Below are 25,355 nucleotides of genomic sequence, written 5' to 3'. Positions count from 1 at the left end.
AAAAAGTTTGATTTTCATTAGTGTTGATTTAAAGGTTCATTTTAAACCGAGTAAACTCGAATTAATCGGAGCATATATTTTTTAAAAAAATCTTTTCTTTTTTATTTTTTTTATGGAAACCATCCGATTTTCGTCGATTTCCACAGAAAAATTACTGCTTATAGACAAACGTTTGATTGCGTTCAACTTTGCAGAAACGAAGATTTTTTTATTTAAATAATATGCTCAAACCTTTAAATATAAGCGTTTAAGCCATAAAAAACCAAATTTTAGTATTTTGCCTGAAGAGAATTTTCGATTACTTCCTTGTAATAATCAATGTAAAAAGGGAGGATTTTTTTAAGATCGAAATCTTGTGCCCTTATAAATGCATTTTCCTTAAAACGTTTGAGTGTTTCATCATCCTTTAAAATTTCTATGGCATGGGCAGCCATGGCATCAACATCGCCAACATTACTCATATATCCGCAGAAACCATCGATATTTAGTTCTGGTAAACCGCCAGCATTGGTTGTAATTGCCGGAACCTTACAAGCCATAGCTTCTAAAGCTGCCAAGCCAAAACTCTCAGATTCTGATGGCATTAAAAATAGATCAGAAACAGAAAGAATTTCCTCCACCGCATCTTGCTTGCCCAAGAAACGAACATTTTCGCAGATGTTTAACGAACGGCACAATTGCTCATCATAAGAACGTTCTGGTCCGTCGCCAACCATTAATAATTTTGACGGAATTACTGCTTGCACCTTTTCGAAAATGCGGATTACATCAGCGGTACGCTTAACTTTTCTGAAATTGCTGGTATGAATGAGGATGCGCTCGTTGTTTGGCGCTATTGCTTTTTTAAAGTGATCTTTCGCCTGTAAACTGAATCGAGTAAAATCGATGAAGTTCGGAATTACCTTAATGTCTTTCGTAATCTCGAAGTGGTTATAGGTATCTTCTTTCAAATCTTCAGACACAGTTGTAACGCCATCGCTTTGATTAATAGAAAAAGTTACTACGGGTTTATATGTTGGATCTTTTCCTACTAGGGTAATGTCCGTTCCGTGTAATGTGGTTACCACAGGAATATGAATGCCATAACTTGCCAAAATCTGCTTAGCCATAAATGCTGCAGATGCATGTGGAATGGCATAATGTACATGTAGAACATCCAATTGCTCGAAACGCACCACATCTACAAGTTTGCTCGCTAAAGCCGATTCGTAAGGGGCATAGTCGAAAAGCGGATAATCCCTAACCGAAACCTCGTGATAAAATAGGTTTGCAGAGAAAAAATCGAGCCTTGCAGGTTGGCTATAGGTAATAAAGTGAACTTGGTGACCCTCGTTTGCGAGTGCTTTTCCAAGCTCTGTTGCAACTACTCCACTACCGCCAAAAGTGGGGTAGCAAACAATTCCTATCTTCATTTATAAATGCGTTGTTGTTACCACAAATGTAGCCGATTTATATGTATAATGTGTGTAAGGCGATTGCAATAAAACAAGGAGATTTTCCATAAAAGTGGTCCGATTTTTCATCGGGATGTGGTAATCTCATTGCTGCTAGACTAGCTAATGGGAGATTGCCACAAACATTACCGATGAGAATCTTAGAATGTTCTCAGCAACGACGTTTAGGGGACAATAATTAAGAATTTTTTTCATAACGAGGTTTCTATAAGTTGGTCGTCCTTGCGAGGCCCGATTTGTCATCGGGCCGTGGCAATCTCATCGCTGCTAGAATAGCTAATTGGAGATTGCAACAAACATTACCGATGAAGAATCGGAGAATGTTCTCGCAAAGGACGTTCAAGGAGCAAGACGATTTATCTTTAATCTGCGGCTAACTCAGCGACATGCTTTCATAAAAAACGCCCCATCTCTGGGGCGTAATTCAAAAACCAAGACCAAAAATCTTTATTATTTATAATCGTAAACTAAAATTGGCTTCTTATAACCGAGCTTGCGATCCTCTCCCTGTATCTGTGTACGAATATCCTCTACTTTCGTAATTTGTTTATTGTAACGTTCTAAGGCTTTTTGCGCATCATCTGCATCGCTCTTCGCTTTTTTCGATAACTTTTCAGCGGCTTTTTGATCAACCACGGTACCAGATTTATTGATATTGCCACTATGATTTTCTGAAGATGCCTTTGCATTTCCATTCGCCTCAAGGAGTTTCAATCTCAATTTTACTACATCGGCTTCTTCTTCGGCTTCCCTAATCTTAAGCTCCAACACTTTCATGTTCATTTTAAGTACTTCAACCCTGTTGTTTAAAATTGATAACGAATCTTTAGATACCTTTGGATTATAAGTTTGCGCCATTACCGGAATCGATCCAGCAATTATCAAAAAGGCAAATAGTATTTTCTTCATGATGATCATTTTGTAGATCAACAATTCAATTAAGATGCCTAAGCACAAAAAGGCCATTTAAAGCTTAAATTGAAGCAAAAAGTAACTTCGGAAAGATTTTAGGTGATGAAAATTGAGAAAATAATTCCCAAAAAATTATTTAAGGTTTCTCATTTCCTCTTTTATTACCAAGAAAAGTTCGTTAGGTCGCTGCGTGCCGATGAAATATTCCAATCCATCGCGATCGGTTAACACAACCGCATCTTTACCTGATGAATAAAACCGAATGGTACCTTTGGTATGTAGATTATAAACAGGATTGTTAAAAAAATAGCGACTGTAAGTAGCCTTGCGAACATCAACAATGCTATTTAAATCTATTTTAACACGTTTGGTAGTCCAAAGTCCATCCAAGATCATGCTGCCATTATCAACCACAATTTTGTATTGGATAAGGAAAAGCAATAACATGGATACACCGATTATGCCAAAGCCAACAACCAAAAATAAATCTTGTGTATTATCGCGATCGCGTTCGTAAACATAGGCTGCAAAACAGAATGTGGCCATGATCAAACGAATGAAAATGCGCACATAATCTCGTCCGATGTATTGTTTTTCGATAAAGGCGTATTTGCTTTCCACTTAGTATTTTTCGAGTTCGAATATAGCAACTTTTTTTGTTGCTGTAGTTAATTTATATCGATTATCCTGTCGCATACCCGCAATCCAAACCAAATCGCCATTTCCATTTATTAAAATAGGTGTACTGCTTTTTAAGTGAAGTGGTACCTTTTCATCAATAAAAAAGTCGCTTACTTTTTTGGGGTGTCGCATTCCCAATGGGATAAACTTATCGCCATTTTGCCAATTCCTCAATACCAAAGGAAAAATTAATTTATCGGCATTAACAAACGCCTTATTGGCATCGATCTCAAATTTTATCTCGGTAGAAAAAGATAGTTTAACCTCATGCTTTCCAAATAAGATATTTTTTGTTGATGGATGAATAAACTGATTAAAGTGCTCATTGGAATCTTTAGCTACGATAACCAAATCATTTCTGTTGATGATTGCCTGGTGGCTTGCGCTAAAAAAATGTGTTCCACTTAAAGATTTTAAGCTATTCGATATATCTTCAATAGTGCTTTCTGAGAACCCAAAAGGTTTTAACAACTCGAATAACAACAATTTTTGAGGCTGAAGTTTTAATAATTCATCCAATGGGATGTAAATACCATCGCCTCGCTTATTTAAAAGTTTCGCTGAAAGTTTTTTAACCTGAATGGCTAAGAATTCCTCCACATCGGCAAAGCGAGCAATATTTTCGGCAAAGGTTTTCTCCAAGTTTGGATTAATTTCCTGTAAATGAGGAATAACCTGCAACCTCAATTTATTTCGTGTGTAATTCGTGCTGAGGTTAGAGCTGTCTTCTACAAAATCGAGATTATTATTATCTATAGCTTCATTTATTTGTTGACGGGTGAGGCATAAAAGCGGCCTAATGAGTTTATCGCGTTTGGGCAAAATACCATGCAAGCCACTAATTCCTGTTCCTCTGGTTAAATTAATGAGAATGGTTTCTATAGCATCGTTTTGATGTTGGGCCAAAGCAATGTAATCGTAATTCTCTTTAATTCTTAACTCTTCAAACCAATTGTACCGCAAATCACGTGCGGCCATTTGCGTAGAAATTTTATTTTCGGCAGCATATTTTTTTGTATCAAAATGCGTTATGTAAAAAGGAAGATCGAGACTAACAGCTAACATTTTAACAAAATTTTCATCACGCTGCGCTTCATCTGCCCTTAAATTGAAATTACAGTGTGCCACCCCAACGTTAACGCCTATTGCCTTAAACAAATGCAACATTAATACCGAATCCTTTCCTCCGCTAACGGCTACAAGAATTTTATCGTCCTTAGCAAACAGCTGATGCTGTTTAATAAAATCCTGAAATTGCTGTAAGGGTAACATTCCCAAAAATATTTAATTTTAACTGGTATTCCGAACGTTCGGAACAAAAAACTAACTTTGTAGGGTGCAAAAATTATTTGTCTTTCTATTTTTCTTAATCAGTCCTATTCTTTTGTTCGGGCAGCAGGTAGGCTCGAAGATTAGGATTGAATCATTTTCTACAATCAAAGGTGACATAAAAAATAAAGTCACCTATTTACGAAATCCAGTTTTTAAACAAGATAACGCTACATTAACCTGCGATAGTGCTATTTTTTACAATGAAAGAAATTATTTCGAAGCATATAAAAATGTTCATATTAATCAACTTACTACTGATATCTACTCAGATCAGTTGGAATATGATGGAAATAAAAAGCATGCGCATTTAACGGGAAATGTGGTGATGAAAGACCCAACATCGGTTTTAACAACTAACATATTAGATTACAATACGCTGAGTAAGATTGGGACTTACACCACTGGCGGAAAAATAGTGAACGAACAAGTTACCTTAACAAGTAAAAATGGCTACTATTTTAGCAATACCAGCGATTCTTATTTCAGGTATAATGTTGTGGTTGTTACGCCTCAGGTAACGATAAAATCGGATACTTTACGTTACAATACGCAAACCAAATGGACTTATTTTTACGGTCCTACTAATATTAAAGGTAAAGACGATAATTTATATACAGAAAATGGTGCTTACAACACCACTACTGAAGACGCTTATTTTGGAAAGAAAAACCTATACACCCAAGGAACAAGATCTTTAAAAGGAGATAGTTTATATTATTTTGGAAAAGTAGGTTATGGAAAAGCGGTTAAAAATATTGTTTTTTCAGACACTAAAGACAAGATGAAAATGTTCGGCGATTTGGGCTACTATTATAAATCTGATCAAAGGACATTAGTTACAAGAAATGCTTATTTAGGCATTGGAACCGAAGATTCTATCCTCGTTAAGGGGAAGAAAAAACCAGATAGTTTATGGATGGGTGCCGATACCTTAGAAACCCAAATGGTTTTACAAAAAACGATTAAGCTGGTTCCTAAGATCTCCATCAAAGCCGATAATCAGGTTGGTGAGGACGATGAAGATACCGGAGAAAAGAAAGAGAAAAAGGAATCGCCTGATTTAGTGAATGCAAAATCAAGTCCTAAAGAAGATAGGGCCAAAAGAAATGCTGCTCGAAATAAGCCAGATAAAAAGAAGCAAAAAGGTAAACCTGATGACGGTGATTTAGCCAGCTCAATAAAGGATTCTGGTTTAGATAGTTTAAAATCGAAGGTAGATTCTTTGAGCAAGCCTTTGATTGGCCTCATTCCCGATAGCTTGAAAAAAGGCAATGTTTTAAAGGGCAAAGCTGATTCAATTATCAAAAATCTACCTAAGCTGAAAATAGATAGCTTACAAAAAAAATCGCCTGTTAAAACCGCAGACTTGTTGAAGAAAATACCCAAAATAGGTTTGGATAGCCTAAACAAGAGCATGGAAAAAACCATACTTGAAACGGACAAAAACAAGGTTGTAAAAAACGTAAAATCAGTTTTAACCAAACCAGATACGGTACAGTTTAATCCAGCTGATACCGTTCAAGCTCGTGTAATTAGGGCATATCATGGGGTAAAAGTTTACAAAACGAACATTCAGGCAACAACTGATAGTTTGTTTTACACCAGTGCCGATTCTACATTGCGTTGCTACAGCAATCCAATTATTTGGTCAGAAGGTTCGCAACAGGTTGGCGATACCATTTATGTTCAGTTTAAAAACAAGAAGCTTAATAATTTACAAGCTTTTAGAAATGCTTTTTTGGTCAACACGCCAAAAGATTCACTTCGTTTTAACCAGATTAAGGGAAGATTGATGACAGGTTTCTTTAAGGATGGTAAATTCAAAAATCTATATGTAGATGGAAACGCGGAAAGCATTTATTATACCCAAGATGATAGTACAAAGGTTTACAAAGAAATGAACCAAACGCTGAGTAGCCGTATTAAGTTCATCTTCAAGGATAATGAAAATGATATTGACGATATTGTTTACATCAAAGGTATCGAGGGAGCGCTTAATCCTGAGGCTAAGGTAGCTAAAGACCTCACGCTAAAAGGGTTTTCTTGGAAACCAAAAGAGCGCCCGAAATCGAAGAAAGATGCTGTTGGTTCATCGGGAAAGGCCAAGCCAAAAGTGAAGCCGAAAACCATCACGACCAAAAGCAGCACATCTAAACTTGCTACCACTACGGCAAAACCAAAAATAGTCCCAATAGCTAAACCGAAAGTTGTAGTAGCAAACGATAGTTTGAAAATGGATAAAAAATTACCACAAGCTAAACCGTCAGACTCAATCAATTTTGGAATAAAACCCATTTTACCAAAAAAGGATTCTATACAGGTTAAAAAGGTGATTGGAATGTAAGGTTTGTTATTCAACAAATTAGTGGTTAAATTTATTTATGGATTTACAATCGGAAAAACTAAACGTGTTGCAAAAAATTATTAATTCAGATGACGAAAGTTTAATCAGAGATATCAAATCTTTAATCTATTCCAGAGATCTTGATTGGTTTAATGGGTTAAATAGAAATCAGCAAAATGATGTAAGAGAAGGCATAAATCAACTTGATGCTGGTGAAAGTTTCAGCCATGAAGAAACAAAAAGAAGATTTAGTTTCGAATGATAATTATTTGGTCAAAAAATCAATCATCTTTTTCAAGGCGATTGCCCGATGACTAATCTTATTTTTCTCGCTCATCTCCATTTCTGCAAAAGTAATATCGTATCCATTTGGCTGGAAGATTGGATCATAACCGAAACCCTTTGATCCTGATAACTCTTCTCTAATTGTACCCTCAACCAGGCCTTCGAATAAATGGTTTTGGCCATTTTGCATTAAAGAAATTACGGTTTTAAACCTGGCATTACGATTTGGATTACCCTTTAACTTCTCCAAAACGAGTTGCATGTTTTCCACGCTATCACGACTTCCGCTATATCGAGCAGAGTAAACGCCAGGTTCGTTATTCAAGGCTTTGATTTCTAAACCACTATCATCAGCGAAACAATCTAAATTGAAATTTTCGACAACATAACTGCTTTTTAGTGTCGCATTGCCCTCAAAAGTATTAGCAGTTTCGGGAATATCAGTTAAACAGCCAATATCCTCAAGATTTAAAACCTCATACTGACCAGTTAATGCAGATCGAATTTCTGCTGTTTTATGTTGATTATTTGTAGCAAAGACAAGTTTTTTCATGTTAAGGTTGACTAGTGAAAGCTGATTTCTGCTTTACTTAATTTTTTGAAGATTCCCCCAAAGGAGTTTTTTAGCTGTTAAATCGCCGTCTAAATCGTGGAGATTTGGCGCAAAGATTATCCGAGTGCTTTCATGAATGATAATGTCATTCTGCCAAGTCAAGTTAAGCTTTAAATGATTGATCTCCACACCGAAAGACAACATGATCACTGGTTTGAAAAATTGGTGCAGTTCCGCAAAGTCAGTTCCACTATAGTTCGCATAATTTACAAGAGCAAAATCTGGCGTCCCCAAATCCACAGCCTTAACAATTTTACGAAGCAATTCCCTACCCTGTTCTGTGCTCACATCGTTCTGTTTATCGTTAACCAAAATCAGTACCGATTTTTTATTTCTACCTAAAAACTTAAATGATTTTGGTGCTACAGGCTCGGCTACAATACGCGGAATTTCAACTTCTTGACTGTAAGTTTTAGCAGTTTCCTCAACTTTAATACTCGCTGCCGGAATAGATCCTTGTGGAATAACTGTTTCTTCTACAACAGCAACCAATGTATTTTCTGTAGCAAAAACAGCTTCAGTGTTAACCAAAGGCAGAATTTTTACGCTTTTATCCTCAACCAGAAAAACATCCTCAGTAAAAAATAAGCGTAAAGCATTTGCATTGTTGGTAACCTGGTTTTCCATTCGTATTTTTGCTGGATAATAATTTCTGTTAAAATTAGTTAAATATCTTATAATAGCGCCGCTAATTGTTACTTTTATCCCTTAAAATTTATAGACTGCTCTGCGTGAGAAAGGCTTATTGCTTATTTGTTTTCAGCTTCATTTACAGCATTTCGTTTGCTCAAAACATTGCTGTAATTAATGGTAAATCGGTAAGCACTAAGGAGTTTATGTGGGCTTACAAAAAAAGCCATAATGGAAGTATAAATGCAGATTACAGTAGTTTGCAAGCGTACTTAAATTTGTACATCAACTTTAAACTTAAGGTTTTGGATGCTCGTGAATTAGGCTTGGATAAAAGTCTAACTTATCAGGAGGAAATTAAAACTTACGAAGAAGCCCTAACCACACACAAAAAGGTTAGAGGAACAGGGAAAGACCATGATTTTTTAATAAACGAATATCGCGAAGGCGTATTGATGTTCAATGTTTCTGAGCAAAAAATATGGAATAAGGCTCAAGATGATGAGCAGGCATTGGACGATTTTTACAACAAGAACAAACAAAATTACAATAAACCACTAAGTGAGGTTCGAGGTAATGTTATTGCCGATTATCAGCAAAGCTTAGAAGAAAATTGGCTTAAGGGCCTTAAACAAAAATATCAGGTAAAGGTTAACGATAACGAGTTAAAAAAGCTTGCAAAACTGTAACCGATTGATAAACGATAGTATTAAATTTGCAAAATATAATAAATAGAATGAAGAAAGTTTTTTTAGTAGCAACCACTTTAATTTGCTTGTTTTTAAACAGCTATGCTCAACCAGGAAAGCATAATATTGATAAAGTTGCTGCTGTAGTAGGAAATAACATTATCCTACTTTCAGATTTAAACCAACAATATACGCAATACCTTTACCAAGGAAATCCTGCAAACGAGGAAATTAAATGTAGAATTCTACAAAATACATTAACCCAAAAATTGCTAAAGCAACAGGCCGAAATCGATTCGGTAATGGTTGAAGACAGTCAGGTTGATGATGAAGTGAGCAAACGTATGCGTTTTAGTATGCAACGTGCCGGCGGACAAGAGCGTTTGGAGCAGTTCTTAAACAAATCTGTTCTTCAATACAAAGATGAGATTAGACCATCAGTTAAGGATGAGTTGATTGCACAAAAGATGCAGCAAAAAATCACAGAGAACATTAACGTTACCCCAATGGAGGTCGAAAAATATTTCAAATCCTTAGGAGATAGCATTCCTGAATTTAATACGGAGGTTGAAGTTGGAGAAGTTGTTTTAAATCCACAATTAACAAGAGCTGAAAAACAACGCTTCCGCGATAAAATTGAAGCTTTACGCTTAAGGGTTAAAAGTGGCGAGGACATGGGCGTGTTAGCAAAAACATATTCTGAAGATCCAGGTTCTGCTGCTGATGGTGGTGATTATGGTTTCATTGACAGAAACACAATGGTAAAAGAGTTTACAGCTTGGGCTTTTAAGCTGAAGGCAGGTGAAATTTCTCCAGTGTTTGAGACTGATTATGGTTTCCACTTTTTACAGGTTTTAGAGCGTAGAGGCGAGCAGGTACATGTTAGACATATCTTAATAATGCCTAAAACCACGCCAGAAAGTTTAACAAGACTTAAGCTTCATGCAGATAGTATTTACAATAATATCGTATCTAAAAAATACAGTTTTGCTGCTGCTGCCAATTTGTTTTCTGATAATAAGGAATCAAAATACAATGGTGGAATGATGCTTAATGCTGAAAATGTTCAGGCAAGAAGCACTTTTATTCCTGTTGATAAATTAGATCCATCCATATTCTTAGTGATCGATTCAATGAAAGTTGGAGGAATTTCTAAACCAAATTTGTTCACTGCTGCAGATGGCAAACAAGGTTATCGCATCTTATACTTGAAATCAAAAATCCCACCTCATAAAGCAAACTTAGCTCAAGATTTCCCCAAAATTAGAGATGCTGCTCAAAGTGATAAAATTAATCGTACTTTAAGCGAATGGTTTGAGAAACGTCGTGAAAGCACTTATATCAAAATCGACGACGAATTTAACACCTGCGATGAATTAAAAATTTGGACTAAAGCTACAGCCGCAAAATAATACAAATGCAGTATAAGAACGAAGTAGAAGCTGTTGATGCGCTTCATCAATCTTTCAACAATATTAAAGCCGAAATAAGCAAGGTTGTAGTTGGACAGGATGACATCATAAAATCTGTTTTAATCGCCATTTTTAGTAACGGACATTGTCTGTTGGTTGGCGTACCCGGATTAGCAAAAACCTTACTCGTTCAAACTGTAGCATCAGTTTTAGATCTCGATTTCAATCGAATCCAATTTACACCAGATTTAATGCCAAGCGACATTATTGGCGCTGAAATATTAGGAGAAGACAGGCACTTTAAGTTTATAAAAGGCCCTGTCTTTTCTAATATCATTTTGGCTGATGAAATTAACCGTACTCCACCGAAAACCCAAGCCGCCTTATTAGAGGCCATGCAAGAGAAATCGGTTACGGCAGCTGGCCAAACCCATACTTTACCAAAACCTTTCTTTGTTTTGGCTACACAAAACCCTATTGAGCAAGAGGGAACTTATCCCTTACCCGAAGCCCAATTGGATCGTTTTATGTTCAATATTCAACTAAATTATCCTGCTTTTGCAGATGAATTGAATATCGTAAAAAACACCACAAGTAATAAAACCGTTCAGCTGCAAAAGATTATTCATGCAGATGATATTCAGTATTTTCAAAAGTTAATTCGTGATATTCCAATAACAGATAATGTGTTGGAATATGCGGTAAAACTGGCTTCAAAAACTCGGCCTAATAGCGAGTTTGCTACTGAGGCAGTCAACAAATACATTAGCTGGGGCGCTGGACCAAGGGCTTCTCAATTCTTGGTTTTAGGCGCAAAATGCCATGCCGCAGTAACTGGCAAGTATGCTCCAGATATTGAAGATGTTCAAGCAGTTGCAGAACCAATTTTACGCCACAGAATTGTGCGTAATTATCGTGCCGAGGCCGAGGGTTTATCTATCGAAAAGATTATTAAGGATTTGCTGTAGGCATTAGTAAAAATTTTAGCTTCTAAATTTATTATATTTGTTATCTATCCATTTAACTATGAACTGGCAAGATCACATTGTTTCTAATAAAGATATACTACTTGGAAAACCAACTGTTAAAGGTTCTAGGATTTCTGTGGAATTAATTTTAGACCTGTTGGCCACAGGTTGGACAGAAAAAATGATTTTTGAAAGTTATCCAACATTAAAAGAGGAGGATTTAAAAGCAATTTTTCTGTATCTAAAAAATTGTATGCAAAATGAGCTTTTTTTTAATTACGACAAATCTGCATAAATGAAATTCTTAGCTAATGAGAATATCCATTTCCAAGCATAAAACTACTTCGACTTAATGGTTATGATGTTAAAAGTATAGCAGAAGATAGTTTTGGCGTTACAGATGTGGAAGTGCTAACAATGGCTATAAATGAAAAGCGTATAATACTCACTTTTGATAGTGATTACGGTGAAATTATTTTGCACCATAAAGTTTCTTTACCTCCTGCAGTAGTTTACTATCGATTTAAAGATTCATATCCAAGTTTTGCTGGTGAAGTATTGATTAAATTAATAGAAAGCCAACATTTAATTCAAGAAGACCGATTTACCGTAATTGAAAAAAGCAATATCAGGCAACGAGTTTATTAATGTTTAGCATAATTTAATTAGCTAGTGGTACACAACAACAAATTCTCTGGAGCAATTGCTGCGCTTTTAGATGAGTATAAAAAAGCAATCGATGAACTTATTAAAGTCATTGAGCCACTTACTGATGACCAGTTAATTAGGCCCATTGAACCAATAAGTACAAACACCGATTGTCATTCCATCCAAACCATCCTCACTCATGTAACTTCATCGATGTTTAGTTATGCAGTTTATATCGAAAATTCAGTTGGTTTAGGAACAGAAAGACCAGAAAGATTAACATTCGATAATGCTTCAGCCTACATTTCGAGATTAGAGATCGCATTTGATTACACTAAAAATGTCTTTGTTCAAAATCCAAGTATCACATTGGAAGAATTAGACTCATCAAAAAAAATCACCACTAGATGGGGCCAACTATATGATGTAGAGCAAATCCTGGAGCATGCAATTGTTCATATCTTAAGGCACCGAAGACAGATCGAAAAAGCCTGTGACCAATATAAATTTTCCAATTAAATATTTTGAGCGCTCAAACGAATTTTTACAATAGGTTTTCATTTTTATATCCTTTGGTTGATGTTTTTTTGAAACCACAAAAAAAGAAGTTTTTTAATATAATAAACAAGTTACCGGAAGGGAAATTGTTGGAGATTGGTATCGGAAATGGCGCACATATTAAATTATACCAACGCCATCAAATAACGGGTATAGAACTTTCAACTTCGATGTTAAACATTGCTAAAAAAAATGCCCCAAGCACTATTTCATTATTCGAGATGAACGGAGAAAACTTAACATTCGAGTCAGATTCTTTCGATTATGTCGTTTTATCGCATGTTATTGCCGTAGCCGATAAGCCAGAAAAATTATTATTAGAATGTGAGCGTGTACTTAAGCATAGTGGAAAAATGCTTATATTAAATCATTTTACACCAAATAATCACATAAAATATATAGATCAATTTTTTAACTTATTCTCTGGTATATTTCACCTTAAATCTATATTTTACATAGAAAATTTTAAAGCTATCAATCACTTTAAATTGGAAAAAGAAATAGCCTTAAAGCCATTCTCCTATTTTAAAATTTTAATTTTTAGTAAGCATTGAGAAAACACTATTGGTATATTTTATTCGCATTGGTTGTTAGCCTATTCATCTATATTTTTTATAGAACAGAGAAAACCTTGGTTAACCAAATTATTATACAATTTATATCCTTAAAAAATTACAATAATTTAAAGCTGCTAACAACCTCAAGCCTGCCTTTAAACAAATATATTATTTACTCCTTACCAGAAGGATTATGGGTTTTTTGCATTACCTTAACTTCTAAAGAATTTTATATGGAGTTTTTCAAACAGCATATCAATTGTGTTTTTATCCCTTTGGTATTCGCAATTGGATTAGAATTTTTGCAATTATTCCACATTACAAAGGGACATTTCGATATTTATGATATTGCGGCCACCTTAATATTTTGGCTTATAGCTACTCGAATTATCGATACAAAATACAATTTTAAAAATATTTTGAGTGCTCCTAGTTATAACGGCTTATTTTGTTTAATAAGTTATTGCATTGTTTATTTAGCTCATGTAATGGGTTAATTAAAATCTTTGATAAGAATTGCAAAATGATTATTTTATTGCTACAAAATAGCCTAAGGCTGAAATACAGGAAATAACAATCAATACATTAATCTTTAAATTTTAAAATAGTTCTTATCTTTAGCACAATTTCAAAGCATAAATTTAAAATCAAAAATATACGATATGTCAGCTCACGACACACACGCACCAGTTCAGCAAACAAAAGGCATTTGGGCTTTACCATTAACTGCATGGATTGTGGTTTTATTATTGGTTGTCTATTTCACTAGACCAATATTTCATCATGAAGAAGCAGCCTCACACGAAAAGACAGAGGCACCTGCTCACGAAAAAACTGAAGCACATCACTAAGAAGATTTCTTAGTTTCAAAAGTAGAAAAGACAATGCGCTAGATTAATCCTCTAGCGCATTGCCTTTTTTTTATGATTGTATTATTTATTTAATTGGCCCATCAGGTTCGGATAATCGGTAATTACCCCATCTACACCCAAGCTCATAAAATATTTAATTTCCTTAATCGTGTTCACCGTCCATGGAATAATCTTGATCCCCATTGCATGGCAGCGATCTACCAAACCCTTTCCTACCAAAACAGAATAGGGGCTGTAAATGGTGGGTTTAAATCCTAGTTTTTCAACATAATCCTCGAATGGTTCTTTCTCATCAATCAATAAAGAAGTCTGGATTTTTGGGTACTTCTCATGTAAATATTGAAGCGTTCGCATATCAAAAGATTCAATAATTACTCTTCTCGAAATCTTCTTCGCATTTACCACACCCATAATTAAGTCTACAAATTCGGCTGGTTCTGGCTGAAATTCGTTGTCACCATTTTTTATAGTCTTGGTTTCTATACTGTAAACCGGCTTAGCAATCTTATGTGCTTTTGCGTATGCCTCTGTAGCATCAATTGTTTCAGAAAGTAAGGGTTTGTATGCCTTAAACTTCACCTGTCCGGGAAAACGAGCGTGAACCTTGCTACCTACATCAAACTTTTTAACTTGCTCATAATCCATTTTGTAAATGTTGTATTTCTTTTGATCTTTAAGCGAGATCGCCTTACCATTTGGCATTAAGGAAATTTCATTGTTAAAATAAGGCTCTTGAGATAAAACCACTTGCTTATCTTTTGAAATTACAGCATCCATCTCTAATGTTGTTACACCCAAATCAAGTGCTTTCAGCATCCCCTCTATGGTGTTTTCAGGCATGATGCCACGAGCTCCAGCTTTCCCCTGCACATCAAACTTTTGTTTTTGAGCAAAAACAGTTGAAAAGCCAATGGTGAATGTGAAAAGTAGCAGTAATTTTTTATACATAAACATAGAACGTAAAATGATTTAATAATATACTTTTTTGGTAGCGCAAAAACAGTGCTCATTTTAAAATTTGTTCCCGCTTTTGGCTATATCTCTTCGTTGCACTTCGAGGATGCCGCCGCAATCGGGGCTAAAAGGAAAGGTACTGTAATAAAAAAGAAAGTGACGTAACGGCATAAAAAAAGGGCTTTCTTTTTTATGAAGAGCCCTTTATTATTCACATTGTTATTTTATCTTTCAGCAGGAATAAAAGCCTGTACAATTAAGTTCCAGCTAAAATCTGCTCCCTTTTCGTAAACAAAAACATAGTTAAAACTTTCACGCAAATCAGCTTTATAATCAACCGTTGCAACACCATAAGTGTAAGCCAAGTCGCTGCCAATCGCCTTATCTACACCTGTAGTTTTTAAGTTGATTTTACTGATCATTCCATTATAAAATGAAATGATGTTTCCTTTTCCATTTATGGCTTCGTTACCTGGGAAAAGCAAACGAGCATCACTAGTTAAGAAACCGCCAAAAGCAGCAATGCCATGGGTTTTTAAAAGTGTATTTAAGGTTTTTTCGGTTGTTAGAATGATTTCCTTACCTGCTTTAATTTCTCTTTCATTTAAGAATTTAGGCGCAACATGGTCTTTCGGTTCCACAAATTGAGTGGCAACCTTTGCCAATGGCTTATTACTTTCTGTACCCAAATCAATAGCCAGTTTCCACTTGCCATTTTCTGTTTTCCAAATAGATAAATACTGACCGTATTTTTTCTCTGCAGTTCCAACTTCGTAAGGGCCTGTAGTAAAACCTATATCGCCACTGCGAGAAACCTTTGCAAGGTTTGGTGTCCAGCTTACTTCATTTTCGCCTTTGCTTTGAGATGCATAAAAAGTTTTAGCATTAACAGGATTAGGTCTGAATACCAATGTATTTGCAGATGAGTATTCTATATAAGTTTCCTTATCGCCATTTTTAGCAATCGATTTGGCAAATTCCTTTTCTGCATTTACCAATGATTTTGTTGTTCCATCGCTCTTTTGAGCAAATGCACTAAGTGCTAAAAGTGAAGCTATCGTAGTTGAAAATAGATGTTTCATTATTATTTTAAAATATATGTTTGGCGAATATAAAATTTTCTTGAATCTGTGCCTTTAAAAGTAATTAACAATTGCACATTTTATTTTTCCCGATAGATGGTTTCGAGAACGGTTTGACCGGTTGCTTTTAAGGTATTCTTATCAATATTGGCCAAATTATCCAATTGGGTATGCCAGTTGATGTAGAAACCACTATCGTCATTGTAATGAATAATATCGATTGACGGAACGCCTGCCTTGTTCATCCAAAAATGATCATCAACCAGCTTTCCGCTAGGGATTTTTGTAAAGTAAGAGGAGTAACCGATTTCATTACCAATATCCCAAACGTTGTCAACTACACCTGGAGCAGACTGACGAGAAATTTCATCTTGGGTAAATTGAGCATTTCCGCCACCAACCATATCTAGATTAATACCATAAATAGCTTTGTAACCAGTAGCTATTGCATTTTTAGACCAGTATTGCGAGCCTAAGCACCAAGTGATTTCATCTGGTGTTTCGTCATTTGCCTTTCCATAATCCTCTAAATCCCATAGTACGAAATCTACTCCAACATTTGGTTGTTTAATCTGAATTTGACGAGCCATTTCCAAAATCACGGCAACGCCACTACCTGCATCATTTGCTGCATCGAATGGCTTTGCATGGTTAGCTGGATCTGTATCCTGATCAGAAAAAGGACGAGCATCCCAATGTGCGGTAATCAAAACCCTATTTTTTTTCTCTGGATTAAAAGCCGCTACAATATTTTTCAGCTGGAAACTTTTGCCGTCGTAAGTTTGAGTTTGCGCTCCTTGAATTTTAACATCTGCACCAAATGATTTTAGTTTGGCAACCAGATAATCTGCACATTTCTGGTGTGCCGCCGTACCTGGAACCCTCGGACCGAAATCTACTTGTGCTTTTGTATAAGCGTAGGCACTATCGGCATTAAAAGCTGGGGAAAGCAAGTTATACACAACTAGCTCATCGTTATCTTCAGTTTTATCAGTCTTGTTTTTACATGCCTGAAAACAGATGAATGCGATTAAAGGCAGTATTAAAAGTTTTTTGTTCATTCTTTCAAATTTGTATTTTGCTATGGACTAGCGACTCAAGACTTCTGACTCCAGCCTAAGCTTTATTCCAAGTTGTACCCTCTTTACCATCCTTAAGCTGAATGCCCAAATCCTGTAATCCAATACGGATTTTATCAGAAGTAGCATAATCCTTGTTTGCCTTAGCTTCTGTACGCAGATTAATTACCATATCCAAAATACCACTCAAATCGTTACTGCCTGCATCTTCATCCTTTAATGCAAGAATATCGAAAACGAAATCGTTAACTAATACCTTCAGCTTTTCTAAAGATTCTGCGGAGATTTTGCCTTTACCATCGTAAACCGTATTGATAATCCTAACCGCTTCAAATAGCTCTGCAATTAATATCGGACTGTTAAAATCATCGTTCATTGCGTTAATGCAATTCACTTTAAGCGCATCAATATCAAAATCATTTTGCTCGGAAACCGACAATTTATCCAATAAGCTAATGGCAGACATTAAACGACGAAAACCCTTTTCTGAAGCATCGAGCGCATCGTTAGAAAAATCTAAGGTACTACGATAATGTGCCTGCAACATGAAAAACTTTACTGTCATTGGGCTATATCCCTTTCTTAAAAGTGGATGTTCACCAGTAAAAAGCTCATGAGGTAGAAAGCCATTTCCCGCCGATTTAGACATCCGCGTACCGTTCACCGTAAGCATATTGGTATGCATCCAATAGCGAGCTGGCTGTTTATGGCTGCAGGCTTCAGATTGTGCAATTTCATTGGTATGGTGCGTTGCAGCCAAATCCATCCCACCGCCATGAATATCAAATTCGGCTCCTAAATATTTAGCACTCATTGCCGAACATTCGATGTGCCAACCTGGGAAACCCAAGCCCCACGGCGATTGCCATTGCATTAAGGTTTCTGGTTTTGCCTTTATCCAAAGGGCAAAATCCAATCGGCCTCGTTTCTCATCCTGACCACCCAATTCGCGGGTATTGTTCAGCATATCCTCAAGGTTTCTATTGGTAAGAATGGTGTAATTATATTCCTTGCTGTATTTTTCTACATCAAAATAAACATTACCACCAACTTCATAACCGTAGCCGTTGTTGATGATAACCTTAATCATTTCAATCTGCTCGATGATGTGTCCCGTTGCAGTAGGTTCGATGCTTGGTGGCAGAGTATTAAACAAGCGCAATACATCATGGAAACCTAGCGTATATTTCTGCACAATTTCCATGGGCTCTAATTGCTCCAACTTCGCTCGTTTTGCAAACTTATCATCGCCCTCATCCCTATCACCCTCTAAATGGCCTGCATCGGTGATATTTCGTACATAACGAACCTTGAAACCCAAATATTTTAAGTAACGAAAAATTAAATCGAAAGAGATAAAAGTGCGACAATTGCCTAAATGCACATCGCTATAAACTGTAGGACCGCAAACATACATCCCAACATTGGGCGCATTTAAGGGTTGAAATAATTCTTTTTTACGTGAAAGCGTATTATAAAGCTGTAAGCCAGTATTCATATTGCAAATGTAAGATTAAGTTAGAAAGTTGAAACGTTTAAAATTGTAATCTTAGGCTTATGATTTTTCTTAAACATTTGGATTGCGAAGAGAGTTTTGCCACGGAAACGCAGAAGACACAGAAAAAGAGTGAATTTAACCTACCAAGTTCCAAAGACCAAGAGTGAAAGGGAACTACGAAAGTTTAGCTAATTACTTGATCATTAAATTTATAGACTTACGAAGTTTCCTAACACTTATCCCACCAAAACTTCGTGAGTCGGATTACACTTCAACGTTGTTTCTTACATAACCTTACCCACCTAAGCCGTATTGAAGCGGCATCCTTTTATGTTGTTTTTCACAACAATAAAAGATATAGCGGAAAGACGGGGCCGAACCAAAGCCATTCGCAATGCGGTACCTTTCCTAATCAGTTGGCAGTATTCAGTTTTCAGTTCGCAATTTGCAATTTTCAGTTAACGGTTACCAATTCAACAATCAAACAATTCAACAACTGATTTACCAAATAAAGCAATTAACCATATTATTACAACCTCCAAACATTTCAACGTTGCCACATTTCAATCCTAATCCTTAACTTTGTATTATGATTGATTTACCGGTAGTACCTGCTGTGACTGAAGTTAAGCGTAAACCAGATTGGTTACGTGTGAAATTGCCTGTTGGGAAAGAATATGCGCAAGTACGCAGTTTGGTTGATACGCACAAGCTCCACACCATTTGCGAGAGTGGAAATTGCCCAAATATGGGTGAATGTTGGGGTGCAGGTACGGCAACTTTCATGATTTTAGGAAACATCTGTACTCGAAGTTGCTCTTTCTGTGCGGTTGCAACTGGTCGCCCTTTAGCGGTTGATGTTGACGAACCTAACAGAATTGCCAGTTCGGTAAAATTAATGGGCGTTAAACATTGCGTAATTACTTCGGTAGATCGCGATGATTTAAAGGATGGCGGCTCTATTATTTGGGCTCAAACCTTACAGGCCATCCGCAGGGAAAGTCCGATTACCACGCTAGAGACTTTGATACCAGATTTTAGAGGTCAGTGGGATAATTTATACCGTGTGTTAGAGGAAAGACCTGAAGTGGTTTCGCACAATATGGAAACCGTTAAGCGTTTAACCAAACAAGTACGTATTCAAGCTAAATATGATAGAAGCTTGGAGGCTTTAAAAAGAATTTCGGAATTTGGTTTGAGAACTAAAACAGGCATTATGCTTGGTTTAGGCGAAACTGAAGAGGATATTTTCGAGGCAATGGATGATTTAGTTGCCAACGGTGTTCATATTTTAACGCTAGGGCAATATTTGCAACCCACTCGAAATCACCACCCGGTCATAGATTGGATTCATCCAGATACTTTTGCAATGTACAAAGAAGTTGGCATGGCCAAAGGCTTAAAGTATGTGGAAAGTGGACCATTGGTTCGTTCCTCATATCATGCAGAAAAGCACCTTTTCCCGATTGAGGGAATAGCTTAGGTGGTCTTTGCTATCATTAAAAAAATGTTATACAAATCGCATTCTCAATAGGAATAGGTTTTTAAAACATTTTTTTGGTTTTATTGTTCTGTATTGTATCTTAGTAACCAATAGTGACTGCATTAAAAAAATTAACCCTAACCGAGCCTGAACTTGTTCTAGCACTGCAATCGAAAGATCCAGCGGTACTAAAAACACTGTACAGCATGTACTCATCTGCGCTGTATGGCGTTATTTCTCGTATAATTGTGCACACAGAACTGGCTGAAGATGTTTTGCAGGAAACGTTTGTAAAAATCTGGCAATCGGCCTCATACTACGATAATACCAAAGGACGTTTGTTTACATGGATGATGAATATAGCTCGTAACTTATCGATTGATAAATTGCGTTCTAAGGATTTTAAGAATTCACTCAAAAACCAAGATATAGAAAATAACGTAAGTTTCGTTGATGAACAAAACAAGGTTACATTTAATCCCGATGTTCTTGGGGTTAAGCAACTTGTGGAGAATCTTAAACCAGATTTACAAGCAGTTCTTGATTTAGTTTATTATAAAGGCTACACTCATGTGGAAGCCGCAGAAAAGTTAAATCTGCCATTAGGAACGGTGAAAACCCGTATTCGATTGGCCATTATAGAATTGAGAAGGAGTTTTAATTGAGCGTGGAAAATTTAAAAGCATATATCGAATCTGGAGTACTTGAGTTGTACGTTTTAGGTGATTTATCGCCCGAAGAAACGTTGCAGGTTGAGGAAATGGCATCTCAAAACTCTGAGGTTAAGGATGAGATAGTAGCCATTGAGCAAGCTATGGAACAATATGCGATGCAAAACGCAATTGAACCATCTGCAGATGTAGAAACAAGATTATTTGAAAAACTAGGAATTATTGGAGAGGATGAAATTACAAATGTTACTCCACAACCCGTTTACTCAGAAGAACCTAGAATTGTAAGGTTGGATAGCAGTAACGGAAATATTAGAACATTACGTTTTGCCTTGGTAGCTTGTGTTGCTTTACTTGTTATTAGTACTGCAGCATTATTCATTACTTATAACAAATTGAACGATGCGCATGACCAAATTGCGAGTCTAAATCTTGATAAGCAAAAATTTGCTGGTGTAGTAAGTCAGTTAGAATACCAAAATAGTGGTTTAGATAATATGGTTGCCATGGCCGATAGTAAGGAATGGGCAACGATTCGCATGGCTGGACAAGCCATAAGTCCGAAATCTAAAATGAACGTTTATTGGAACAAAAAAGATAAAAGCGTATTGATTAATTACGTAGCCATGGATTTACCGAAGGCAGATGAAGCTCACGAATACCAATTATGGGCTTTGGTTAATGGTAAACCTGTAAGCTTGGGTATGTTTGGTAAAAGCGACTCAACTGCTAAAGAAGCCATTGTAAAAATGCAGACCATACAAGAAGCACAGGCTTTTGCGGTTACACTAGAACCTATGGGTGGAAGCGTTAATCCAACAATGGAGAAACTTACCGTAATGGGTGGTGTTTAAATAGGAAGAGTTTTAGAAGATATTTAATCCCGACAAATTTCATGTCGGGATTTTTTTTTGTAGAAATTATTGGGTGATAAGCTTTCATCCATGTTGTTCTAACCGATTGTCATTTACTTTCTTATTTTCCGTCCTTATGAGAATATTCTCCGATTTTTCTTCGGTAATATTTGTGGCCATGTCCACCTTGCTCTTTTTAATTTACAAGCAGCAATGAGGTTGCCCTGGGCAAAATACAAGACCAACTTAAACGAACGATCGTCATCCTCAGCTTGACTGGGGATCTTAATTCAAGAGAAAAACACTTTCTACATGGACTATGTCTCCACAGACTGAAATAAAATGGCAAAAAAGATGCGATTACAAAAATGCAAACCATACAAGGAGCGCAAGCTTTTGCGAAAACATTAGCGCCGATGGATGGAAGTGTTAACCCAACAATGGAAAAACTAATCCAAATGGGTTGGGTTACTCCTTGATTTAGATGATTCAACAGTGTATAAAAAATTCTTAAGTCTTGCTATAATCTCTTATCATTATTCCACCGTTTTTTGATAAGTGAACCAAGAAAAATAGTCAGCACTTATCACCTGATCATAGAGATTACATAAAAAGTAACCCATGATCAATAGCTACGACTTTATAGTAAATAATATTTTGATTATTTTGAGATTGATCTTGGCAAAAAATATGATTCCAATCCTCTTTTATTCAAAACGCCAATGATGTAATGAATCACTTATTGAAATAAATCTTTCCATTCTTGTGATTTTTCAGCTTTCAAAACGAATAATACAATAAATTGGAAGATTAATTAAATTCAGTGTTAGAAACAGAGCAGTTTATTGGAATTTTAAATGAGCACAAGAGACTTCTGTATAAGGTGACTTATTCTTATTGCCGAAATTTGGACGATAGGAAAGATCTTGAGCAAGAAATTATAATCCAACTATGGAAGTCATTTAAAAACTATAAACAGGAATTCAAGTTATCTACGTGGATATACAAAATAGCTCTGAATGTGGCCATATCGCATTATAGAAGAGATGTGAAACGTAAGGAGACTAATGAACCTTATGACGATGCTGTCTTTCAAATTTCCGAGGAAGAAAATTGTACTGAAGAGGACATCTATAAAACGCAGCTCTTGTATAAATTTATAAACAAGCTTGATGAACTAAATAAAGCAATCATTATCCTTTATTTAGAAGATAAAAGCTATAAAGAAATCTCAGAAATCATTGGATTAACAGAAACAAATGTGGGCACTAAGATTAACCGAATTAAAAGAAAACTGAAAGAAAGCATTTCTTTATTAAATGACTAGTTATATGGAACTCGACGAATTAAAAATTCTCTGGCAAGCAGATGACAAAAACTTAGATAGCAGAATAAAACTTAACAACACACAATTGATGAAAATGAATATAGAGAATGCAACCGGAGAATTTGGCAAGATTGTCAACATATCATTGTTAGGGAGGAATATGGCCTTAATTTATTGCCTTATATCAATTGGCATGGCTATTTTCATGATTGGAGCAATTGAATATAGCGTACCGGCGATATTAGGTGGCATGGCAATGCTATGGTCATTTATATCTCATTTATCAATAGAAAAACCTGATTATAATGATTCGATAGTTCAATTACAAAAGACGATTTGCAAATTTAGGATTCATTTGGCCGCAAATGCTAAGTACGACATCTTTATAGTTGCATTATGGGGTTTAAGTATAGTGCCTATTTTCATCAAAATTGTTTACAACCTTTCATTGTATGATAGCCATAAGGCGTTAACAATCTTTTGTTTGGTTGGTTGTGTTGCACTTTCGCTTATGATAGCTTTAAGCCGAAAAGCCTACGCAGAATATGATAGGACTTTAAAAAAATCCGAGGCTCATCTGGCAGAGCTCATTGAATTTGAAACGAAGAGCCTACATGAATAACACGCAAAATATAGGGGTGTGTACTATACATTTTCTTTAGCGATAGGATTATATAAAAAAGAAGATATCCATGTAGGCCACTATCTTTATTCCGTTGTAATTTAAGATAGAATTTGCTTGTATCGTTATTGTGTACCAAACTCCTAAGACAATATAGGTATTAAACGTTTATCACAGTTCTCTGGTTTTTTGAAAGATGACCGCTGGTACTATCATTATTCCGCCGTGTTTTAATAATTAGCAGTTATTAATTATTTTTTATAATATTGTAAAGTTTGCTTGTCTTTATGTAAATTTTTCTTATCTTTATTGAAAATAAAAAAGATTATGACAACTAAAATGTTCACCAAAGTCCTCTATTATCAAAAGTTCATAGGTATTCTTCTAATTGCAATTGGAATTCCAATGTCAATAATCAGTAAATCACCTGAAAGCGCAAAGGTGTTGATTTTTGGATTGTTTACCCTTTTTACTTCATGGGATAGAATAATGGATGAACGCCTACTTAGTCTAAAGATGACGTCGATATATCTTGCGATCATAGTTAGCTACGTTTTCAAAATGATTAGTTCAGAATTAGTTAAACAGCAGATTTTTTCATACGAGTTGACCAGTATAAATCATTTCATAATAATGGTTTTTGCCGTTGCTAACGTCACTTATTACTCGAGACTTTATTTTAGCACAAATAAAGGCGATGACTAACAGCTTAAAAGTTGAACGAGCGAAAAGGAACTATACTCAGGCGAATTTGGCAGAAAAGGTAAGTGTCTCTCGACAAACTATAAACTCCATCGAAATCGGAAAATATGTACCCTCAACTTTACTTGCATTAAAAATAGCAAGAGTCTTCAATACCTCTGTAGATGAAATATTTTGCTTAGAAGACTCCGATTTTTTATAACGGCCTTACTAGACCAGTAAAAACGGAGGTGATTCTGAAGCCAAGCGTATCGCTTGAAGATAGGCAAGTTGTATCGGTGATCAATTGGTTGCTCCTTCCTTTTTATGCCTTATCATTATTCCCTCCTTTAAAAAGACTGTCCTAGCTGATCTGGCTTTGATTAAGCTTTAAAGCAAAAAGAAAAATTTCGGTTTGTGCGACAAATCTGGCTTGCGCTAAATCTTGTATTCTCCATTATTATTCCACCGTTTTTTGATAATTTTTTACTTAGACTGAAAACAGAAGTTTCTTTGCAGTTCTATATGTACAGTTTCGCCATCGCCATGCCAATTCATTACAAAACGTAAAATTGACATTTGAAACCTTATTCTCAAACTGATTCTGTAGAAGCTTATTATTCCTAATATCCAAAGACTAGGAGAATTAACATTTGGTTAAACTGTACTAATACGATGTTGGGATGAAGAGGATTTTTATAAATATAAGAACAAATGGAATTAGCGTAAGCAGCATAGACAACGTTAGCCGAGTATTCAGCCAGACTTTCCGCATAAATGCAATGGTCAATACAGAAATTAGGCTACCAATATAAAATAGGGTACTGATCATATTTAAGAATGCCTTGGATATATCACTCAAGCTCGAAAGCTCATTGCTGTGATATATTGGGTATGAAAAAATACCTTCCATCACCAACTTGAAACCAACATAGGGTGCCCATACAATAAAAACTAGGTGCACGAGGTTGAAAAGTGCTAATAGATATAAGGTTGCTAACTTAAAAGATTTCATGTCTAGGATTTTATAAATATTTTTAAATTCTAGGATTGAGTGACAGGATCTTAATATTGTACCAAGATACAAATGAAATAATACATCTATATAAATTAACTTATATTCTTATATTAAAATCACTAGATGAAAAA

25 protein-coding genes and 1 pseudogene are annotated in these 25,355 nt (G+C 35.7%); 16 read left to right on the top strand and 10 right to left on the bottom strand.

The window, feature by feature from the left end; translation table 11 throughout:
- Positions 1 to 269: 269 nt before the first annotated feature.
- The 4 genes from bshA to tilS form a co-directional block, all read right to left on the bottom strand.
- Positions 270 to 1,412 (bottom strand): N-acetyl-alpha-D-glucosaminyl L-malate synthase BshA, encoded by a 1,143-nt coding sequence (bshA, locus tag EZ449_RS16650; RefSeq protein ID WP_131560922.1) that lies wholly within the window; start codon positions 1,410 to 1,412, stop codon positions 270 to 272.
- A gap of 492 nt (positions 1,413 to 1,904) precedes the next feature.
- The gene (locus EZ449_RS16645; protein WP_131560920.1) at positions 1,905 to 2,363 is read right to left on the bottom strand and encodes a hypothetical protein; all 459 of its coding nucleotides are present in this window, start codon (positions 2,361 to 2,363) and stop codon (positions 1,905 to 1,907) included.
- Between the two features lie 135 nt (positions 2,364 to 2,498).
- Positions 2,499 to 2,987: a hypothetical protein gene (locus EZ449_RS16640; RefSeq protein ID WP_131560918.1), complete on the bottom strand. Its 489-nt coding sequence runs from the start codon at positions 2,985 to 2,987 to the stop codon at positions 2,499 to 2,501.
- Positions 2,988 to 4,319, bottom strand: a complete 1,332-nt coding sequence (gene tilS / locus EZ449_RS16635; protein ID WP_131560916.1) for a tRNA lysidine(34) synthetase TilS — start codon at positions 4,317 to 4,319, stop codon at positions 2,988 to 2,990.
- 64 nt (positions 4,320 to 4,383) lie between these two features.
- Between tilS and EZ449_RS16630 the strand changes: the two genes are divergently transcribed.
- Together EZ449_RS16630 and EZ449_RS16625 are read left to right on the top strand one after the other, a co-directional pair.
- Positions 4,384 to 6,723 (top strand): OstA-like protein, encoded by a 2,340-nt coding sequence (locus EZ449_RS16630; RefSeq protein WP_131560914.1) that lies wholly within the window; start codon positions 4,384 to 4,386, stop codon positions 6,721 to 6,723.
- A 37-nt stretch (positions 6,724 to 6,760) separates the two neighbouring features.
- On the top strand, positions 6,761 to 6,985 hold the full coding sequence (locus EZ449_RS16625; protein ID WP_131560912.1) for a hypothetical protein: 225 nt from the start codon (positions 6,761 to 6,763) through the stop codon (positions 6,983 to 6,985).
- Between the two features lie 3 nt (positions 6,986 to 6,988).
- On the opposite strand, the gene EZ449_RS16620 is transcribed toward EZ449_RS16625, so the two are convergent.
- Both EZ449_RS16620 and EZ449_RS16615 read right to left on the bottom strand, forming a co-directional pair.
- Positions 6,989 to 7,561 carry a non-canonical purine NTP diphosphatase gene (locus EZ449_RS16620; protein WP_131560910.1) on the bottom strand — a complete coding sequence of 191 codons (573 nt, stop codon included), beginning with the start codon at positions 7,559 to 7,561 and terminating at the stop codon, positions 6,989 to 6,991.
- A 33-nt stretch (positions 7,562 to 7,594) separates the two neighbouring features.
- Positions 7,595 to 8,248, bottom strand: a complete 654-nt coding sequence (locus tag EZ449_RS16615; protein ID WP_131560908.1) for a hypothetical protein — start codon at positions 8,246 to 8,248, stop codon at positions 7,595 to 7,597.
- Between the two features lie 104 nt (positions 8,249 to 8,352).
- On the opposite strand from EZ449_RS16615, the gene EZ449_RS16610 reads away from it, so the two are divergent.
- The 8 genes and pseudogenes from EZ449_RS16610 (at position 8,353) to EZ449_RS16570 (ending at position 13,934) form a co-directional block, all read left to right on the top strand.
- A complete protein-coding gene (locus EZ449_RS16610; RefSeq protein ID WP_225872350.1) occupies positions 8,353 to 8,940 on the top strand; it encodes a hypothetical protein in 588 nt (195 codons plus the stop codon).
- A gap of 47 nt (positions 8,941 to 8,987) precedes the next feature.
- Positions 8,988 to 10,352 carry a peptidylprolyl isomerase gene (locus EZ449_RS16605; protein WP_131560906.1) on the top strand — a complete coding sequence of 455 codons (1,365 nt, stop codon included), beginning with the start codon at positions 8,988 to 8,990 and terminating at the stop codon, positions 10,350 to 10,352.
- A 5-nt stretch (positions 10,353 to 10,357) separates the two neighbouring features.
- Positions 10,358 to 11,320, top strand: coding sequence for an AAA family ATPase (locus tag EZ449_RS16600; protein ID WP_131560904.1), 963 nt, complete (start codon positions 10,358 to 10,360; stop codon positions 11,318 to 11,320).
- Between the two features lie 58 nt (positions 11,321 to 11,378).
- Positions 11,379 to 11,615, top strand: a complete 237-nt coding sequence (locus tag EZ449_RS16595; protein WP_131560902.1) for a DUF433 domain-containing protein — start codon at positions 11,379 to 11,381, stop codon at positions 11,613 to 11,615.
- Between the two features lie 35 nt (positions 11,616 to 11,650).
- Positions 11,651 to 11,968, top strand: a pseudogene (locus EZ449_RS16590) (DUF5615 family PIN-like protein); the annotation flags it as partial.
- A 24-nt stretch (positions 11,969 to 11,992) separates the two neighbouring features.
- The gene (locus EZ449_RS16585; RefSeq protein ID WP_131560898.1) at positions 11,993 to 12,487 is read left to right on the top strand and encodes a DinB family protein; all 495 of its coding nucleotides are present in this window, start codon (positions 11,993 to 11,995) and stop codon (positions 12,485 to 12,487) included.
- A gap of 5 nt (positions 12,488 to 12,492) precedes the next feature.
- Positions 12,493 to 13,080, top strand: coding sequence for a class I SAM-dependent methyltransferase (locus EZ449_RS16580; RefSeq protein WP_225872349.1), 588 nt, complete (start codon positions 12,493 to 12,495; stop codon positions 13,078 to 13,080).
- A 665-nt stretch (positions 13,081 to 13,745) separates the two neighbouring features.
- Positions 13,746 to 13,934, top strand: coding sequence for a hypothetical protein (locus EZ449_RS16570; protein ID WP_131560894.1), 189 nt, complete (start codon positions 13,746 to 13,748; stop codon positions 13,932 to 13,934).
- A gap of 81 nt (positions 13,935 to 14,015) precedes the next feature.
- Here EZ449_RS16570 and EZ449_RS16565 read toward each other — a convergent pair whose 3' ends face one another.
- From EZ449_RS16565 to cysS, 4 genes are all read right to left on the bottom strand, one after another.
- Positions 14,016 to 14,903 (bottom strand): glycerophosphodiester phosphodiesterase family protein, encoded by an 888-nt coding sequence (locus tag EZ449_RS16565; RefSeq protein ID WP_131560892.1) that lies wholly within the window; start codon positions 14,901 to 14,903, stop codon positions 14,016 to 14,018.
- A gap of 230 nt (positions 14,904 to 15,133) precedes the next feature.
- Entirely contained in the window at positions 15,134 to 15,991 is an 858-nt protein-coding gene (locus EZ449_RS16560; RefSeq protein ID WP_131560890.1) for a nuclear transport factor 2 family protein, read from the bottom strand.
- Between the two features lie 80 nt (positions 15,992 to 16,071).
- Positions 16,072 to 17,052 (bottom strand): M28 family peptidase, encoded by a 981-nt coding sequence (locus EZ449_RS16555; RefSeq protein ID WP_131560888.1) that lies wholly within the window; start codon positions 17,050 to 17,052, stop codon positions 16,072 to 16,074.
- A 55-nt stretch (positions 17,053 to 17,107) separates the two neighbouring features.
- The gene (cysS, locus tag EZ449_RS16550; protein WP_131560886.1) at positions 17,108 to 18,568 is read right to left on the bottom strand and encodes a cysteine--tRNA ligase; all 1,461 of its coding nucleotides are present in this window, start codon (positions 18,566 to 18,568) and stop codon (positions 17,108 to 17,110) included.
- Positions 18,569 to 19,157: 589 nt separating this feature from the next.
- On the opposite strand from cysS, the gene lipA reads away from it, so the two are divergent.
- The 6 genes from lipA to EZ449_RS16520 all read left to right on the top strand — a co-directional run bounded on the left by lipA (position 19,158) and on the right by EZ449_RS16520 (position 24,429).
- Positions 19,158 to 20,051: a lipoyl synthase gene (lipA, locus tag EZ449_RS16545; RefSeq protein WP_131560884.1), complete on the top strand. Its 894-nt coding sequence runs from the start codon at positions 19,158 to 19,160 to the stop codon at positions 20,049 to 20,051.
- Between the two features lie 113 nt (positions 20,052 to 20,164).
- On the top strand, positions 20,165 to 20,716 hold the full coding sequence (locus tag EZ449_RS16540; RefSeq protein WP_131560882.1) for an RNA polymerase sigma factor: 552 nt from the start codon (positions 20,165 to 20,167) through the stop codon (positions 20,714 to 20,716).
- A 2-nt stretch (positions 20,717 to 20,718) separates the two neighbouring features.
- Positions 20,719 to 21,576: an anti-sigma factor gene (locus EZ449_RS16535; protein WP_131560880.1), complete on the top strand. Its 858-nt coding sequence runs from the start codon at positions 20,719 to 20,721 to the stop codon at positions 21,574 to 21,576.
- An 823-nt stretch (positions 21,577 to 22,399) separates the two neighbouring features.
- On the top strand, positions 22,400 to 22,903 hold the full coding sequence (locus EZ449_RS16530; protein WP_131560878.1) for an RNA polymerase sigma factor: 504 nt from the start codon (positions 22,400 to 22,402) through the stop codon (positions 22,901 to 22,903).
- 4 nt (positions 22,904 to 22,907) lie between these two features.
- Positions 22,908 to 23,525: a hypothetical protein gene (locus tag EZ449_RS16525; RefSeq protein ID WP_131560876.1), complete on the top strand. Its 618-nt coding sequence runs from the start codon at positions 22,908 to 22,910 to the stop codon at positions 23,523 to 23,525.
- Between the two features lie 697 nt (positions 23,526 to 24,222).
- A complete protein-coding gene (locus tag EZ449_RS16520; protein ID WP_131560874.1) occupies positions 24,223 to 24,429 on the top strand; it encodes a helix-turn-helix transcriptional regulator in 207 nt (68 codons plus the stop codon).
- The last annotated feature ends 926 nt before the right edge of the window (positions 24,430 to 25,355 follow it).

The organism is Pedobacter frigidisoli (assembly GCF_004331675.1).
Classification (GTDB): Bacteria; Bacteroidota; Bacteroidia; order Sphingobacteriales; family Sphingobacteriaceae; genus Pedobacter; species Pedobacter frigidisoli.
This window is presented reverse-complemented; position numbering and strand designations above follow the sequence as displayed.

What these genes read in the sequence shown, in the direction of transcription:
- bshA (WP_131560922.1), bottom strand. Translation starts at nt 1,412, where the DNA reads ATGAAGATAGGAATTGTTTGCTACCCCACTTTTGGCGGTAGTGGAGTA.
- EZ449_RS16645 (WP_131560920.1), bottom strand. Translation starts at nt 2,363, where the DNA reads ATGAAGAAAATACTATTTGCCTTTTTGATAATTGCTGGATCGATTCCG.
- tilS (WP_131560916.1), bottom strand. Translation starts at nt 4,319, where the DNA reads ATGTTACCCTTACAGCAATTTCAGGATTTTATTAAACAGCATCAGCTG.
- EZ449_RS16625 (WP_131560912.1), top strand. Translation starts at nt 6,761, where the DNA reads ATGGATTTACAATCGGAAAAACTAAACGTGTTGCAAAAAATTATTAAT.
- EZ449_RS16620 (WP_131560910.1), bottom strand. Translation starts at nt 7,561, where the DNA reads ATGAAAAAACTTGTCTTTGCTACAAATAATCAACATAAAACAGCAGAA.
- EZ449_RS16615 (WP_131560908.1), bottom strand. Translation starts at nt 8,248, where the DNA reads ATGGAAAACCAGGTTACCAACAATGCAAATGCTTTACGCTTATTTTTT.
- EZ449_RS16605 (WP_131560906.1), top strand. Translation starts at nt 8,988, where the DNA reads ATGAAGAAAGTTTTTTTAGTAGCAACCACTTTAATTTGCTTGTTTTTA.
- EZ449_RS16600 (WP_131560904.1), top strand. Translation starts at nt 10,358, where the DNA reads ATGCAGTATAAGAACGAAGTAGAAGCTGTTGATGCGCTTCATCAATCT.
- EZ449_RS16595 (WP_131560902.1), top strand. Translation starts at nt 11,379, where the DNA reads ATGAACTGGCAAGATCACATTGTTTCTAATAAAGATATACTACTTGGA.
- EZ449_RS16570 (WP_131560894.1), top strand. Translation starts at nt 13,746, where the DNA reads ATGTCAGCTCACGACACACACGCACCAGTTCAGCAAACAAAAGGCATT.
- EZ449_RS16565 (WP_131560892.1), bottom strand. Translation starts at nt 14,903, where the DNA reads ATGTATAAAAAATTACTGCTACTTTTCACATTCACCATTGGCTTTTCA.
- EZ449_RS16560 (WP_131560890.1), bottom strand. Translation starts at nt 15,991, where the DNA reads ATGAAACATCTATTTTCAACTACGATAGCTTCACTTTTAGCACTTAGT.
- EZ449_RS16555 (WP_131560888.1), bottom strand. Translation starts at nt 17,052, where the DNA reads ATGAACAAAAAACTTTTAATACTGCCTTTAATCGCATTCATCTGTTTT.
- cysS (WP_131560886.1), bottom strand. Translation starts at nt 18,568, where the DNA reads ATGAATACTGGCTTACAGCTTTATAATACGCTTTCACGTAAAAAAGAA.
- lipA (WP_131560884.1), top strand. Translation starts at nt 19,158, where the DNA reads ATGATTGATTTACCGGTAGTACCTGCTGTGACTGAAGTTAAGCGTAAA.
- EZ449_RS16525 (WP_131560876.1), top strand. Translation starts at nt 22,908, where the DNA reads ATGGAACTCGACGAATTAAAAATTCTCTGGCAAGCAGATGACAAAAAC.
- EZ449_RS16520 (WP_131560874.1), top strand. Translation starts at nt 24,223, where the DNA reads ATGACTAACAGCTTAAAAGTTGAACGAGCGAAAAGGAACTATACTCAG.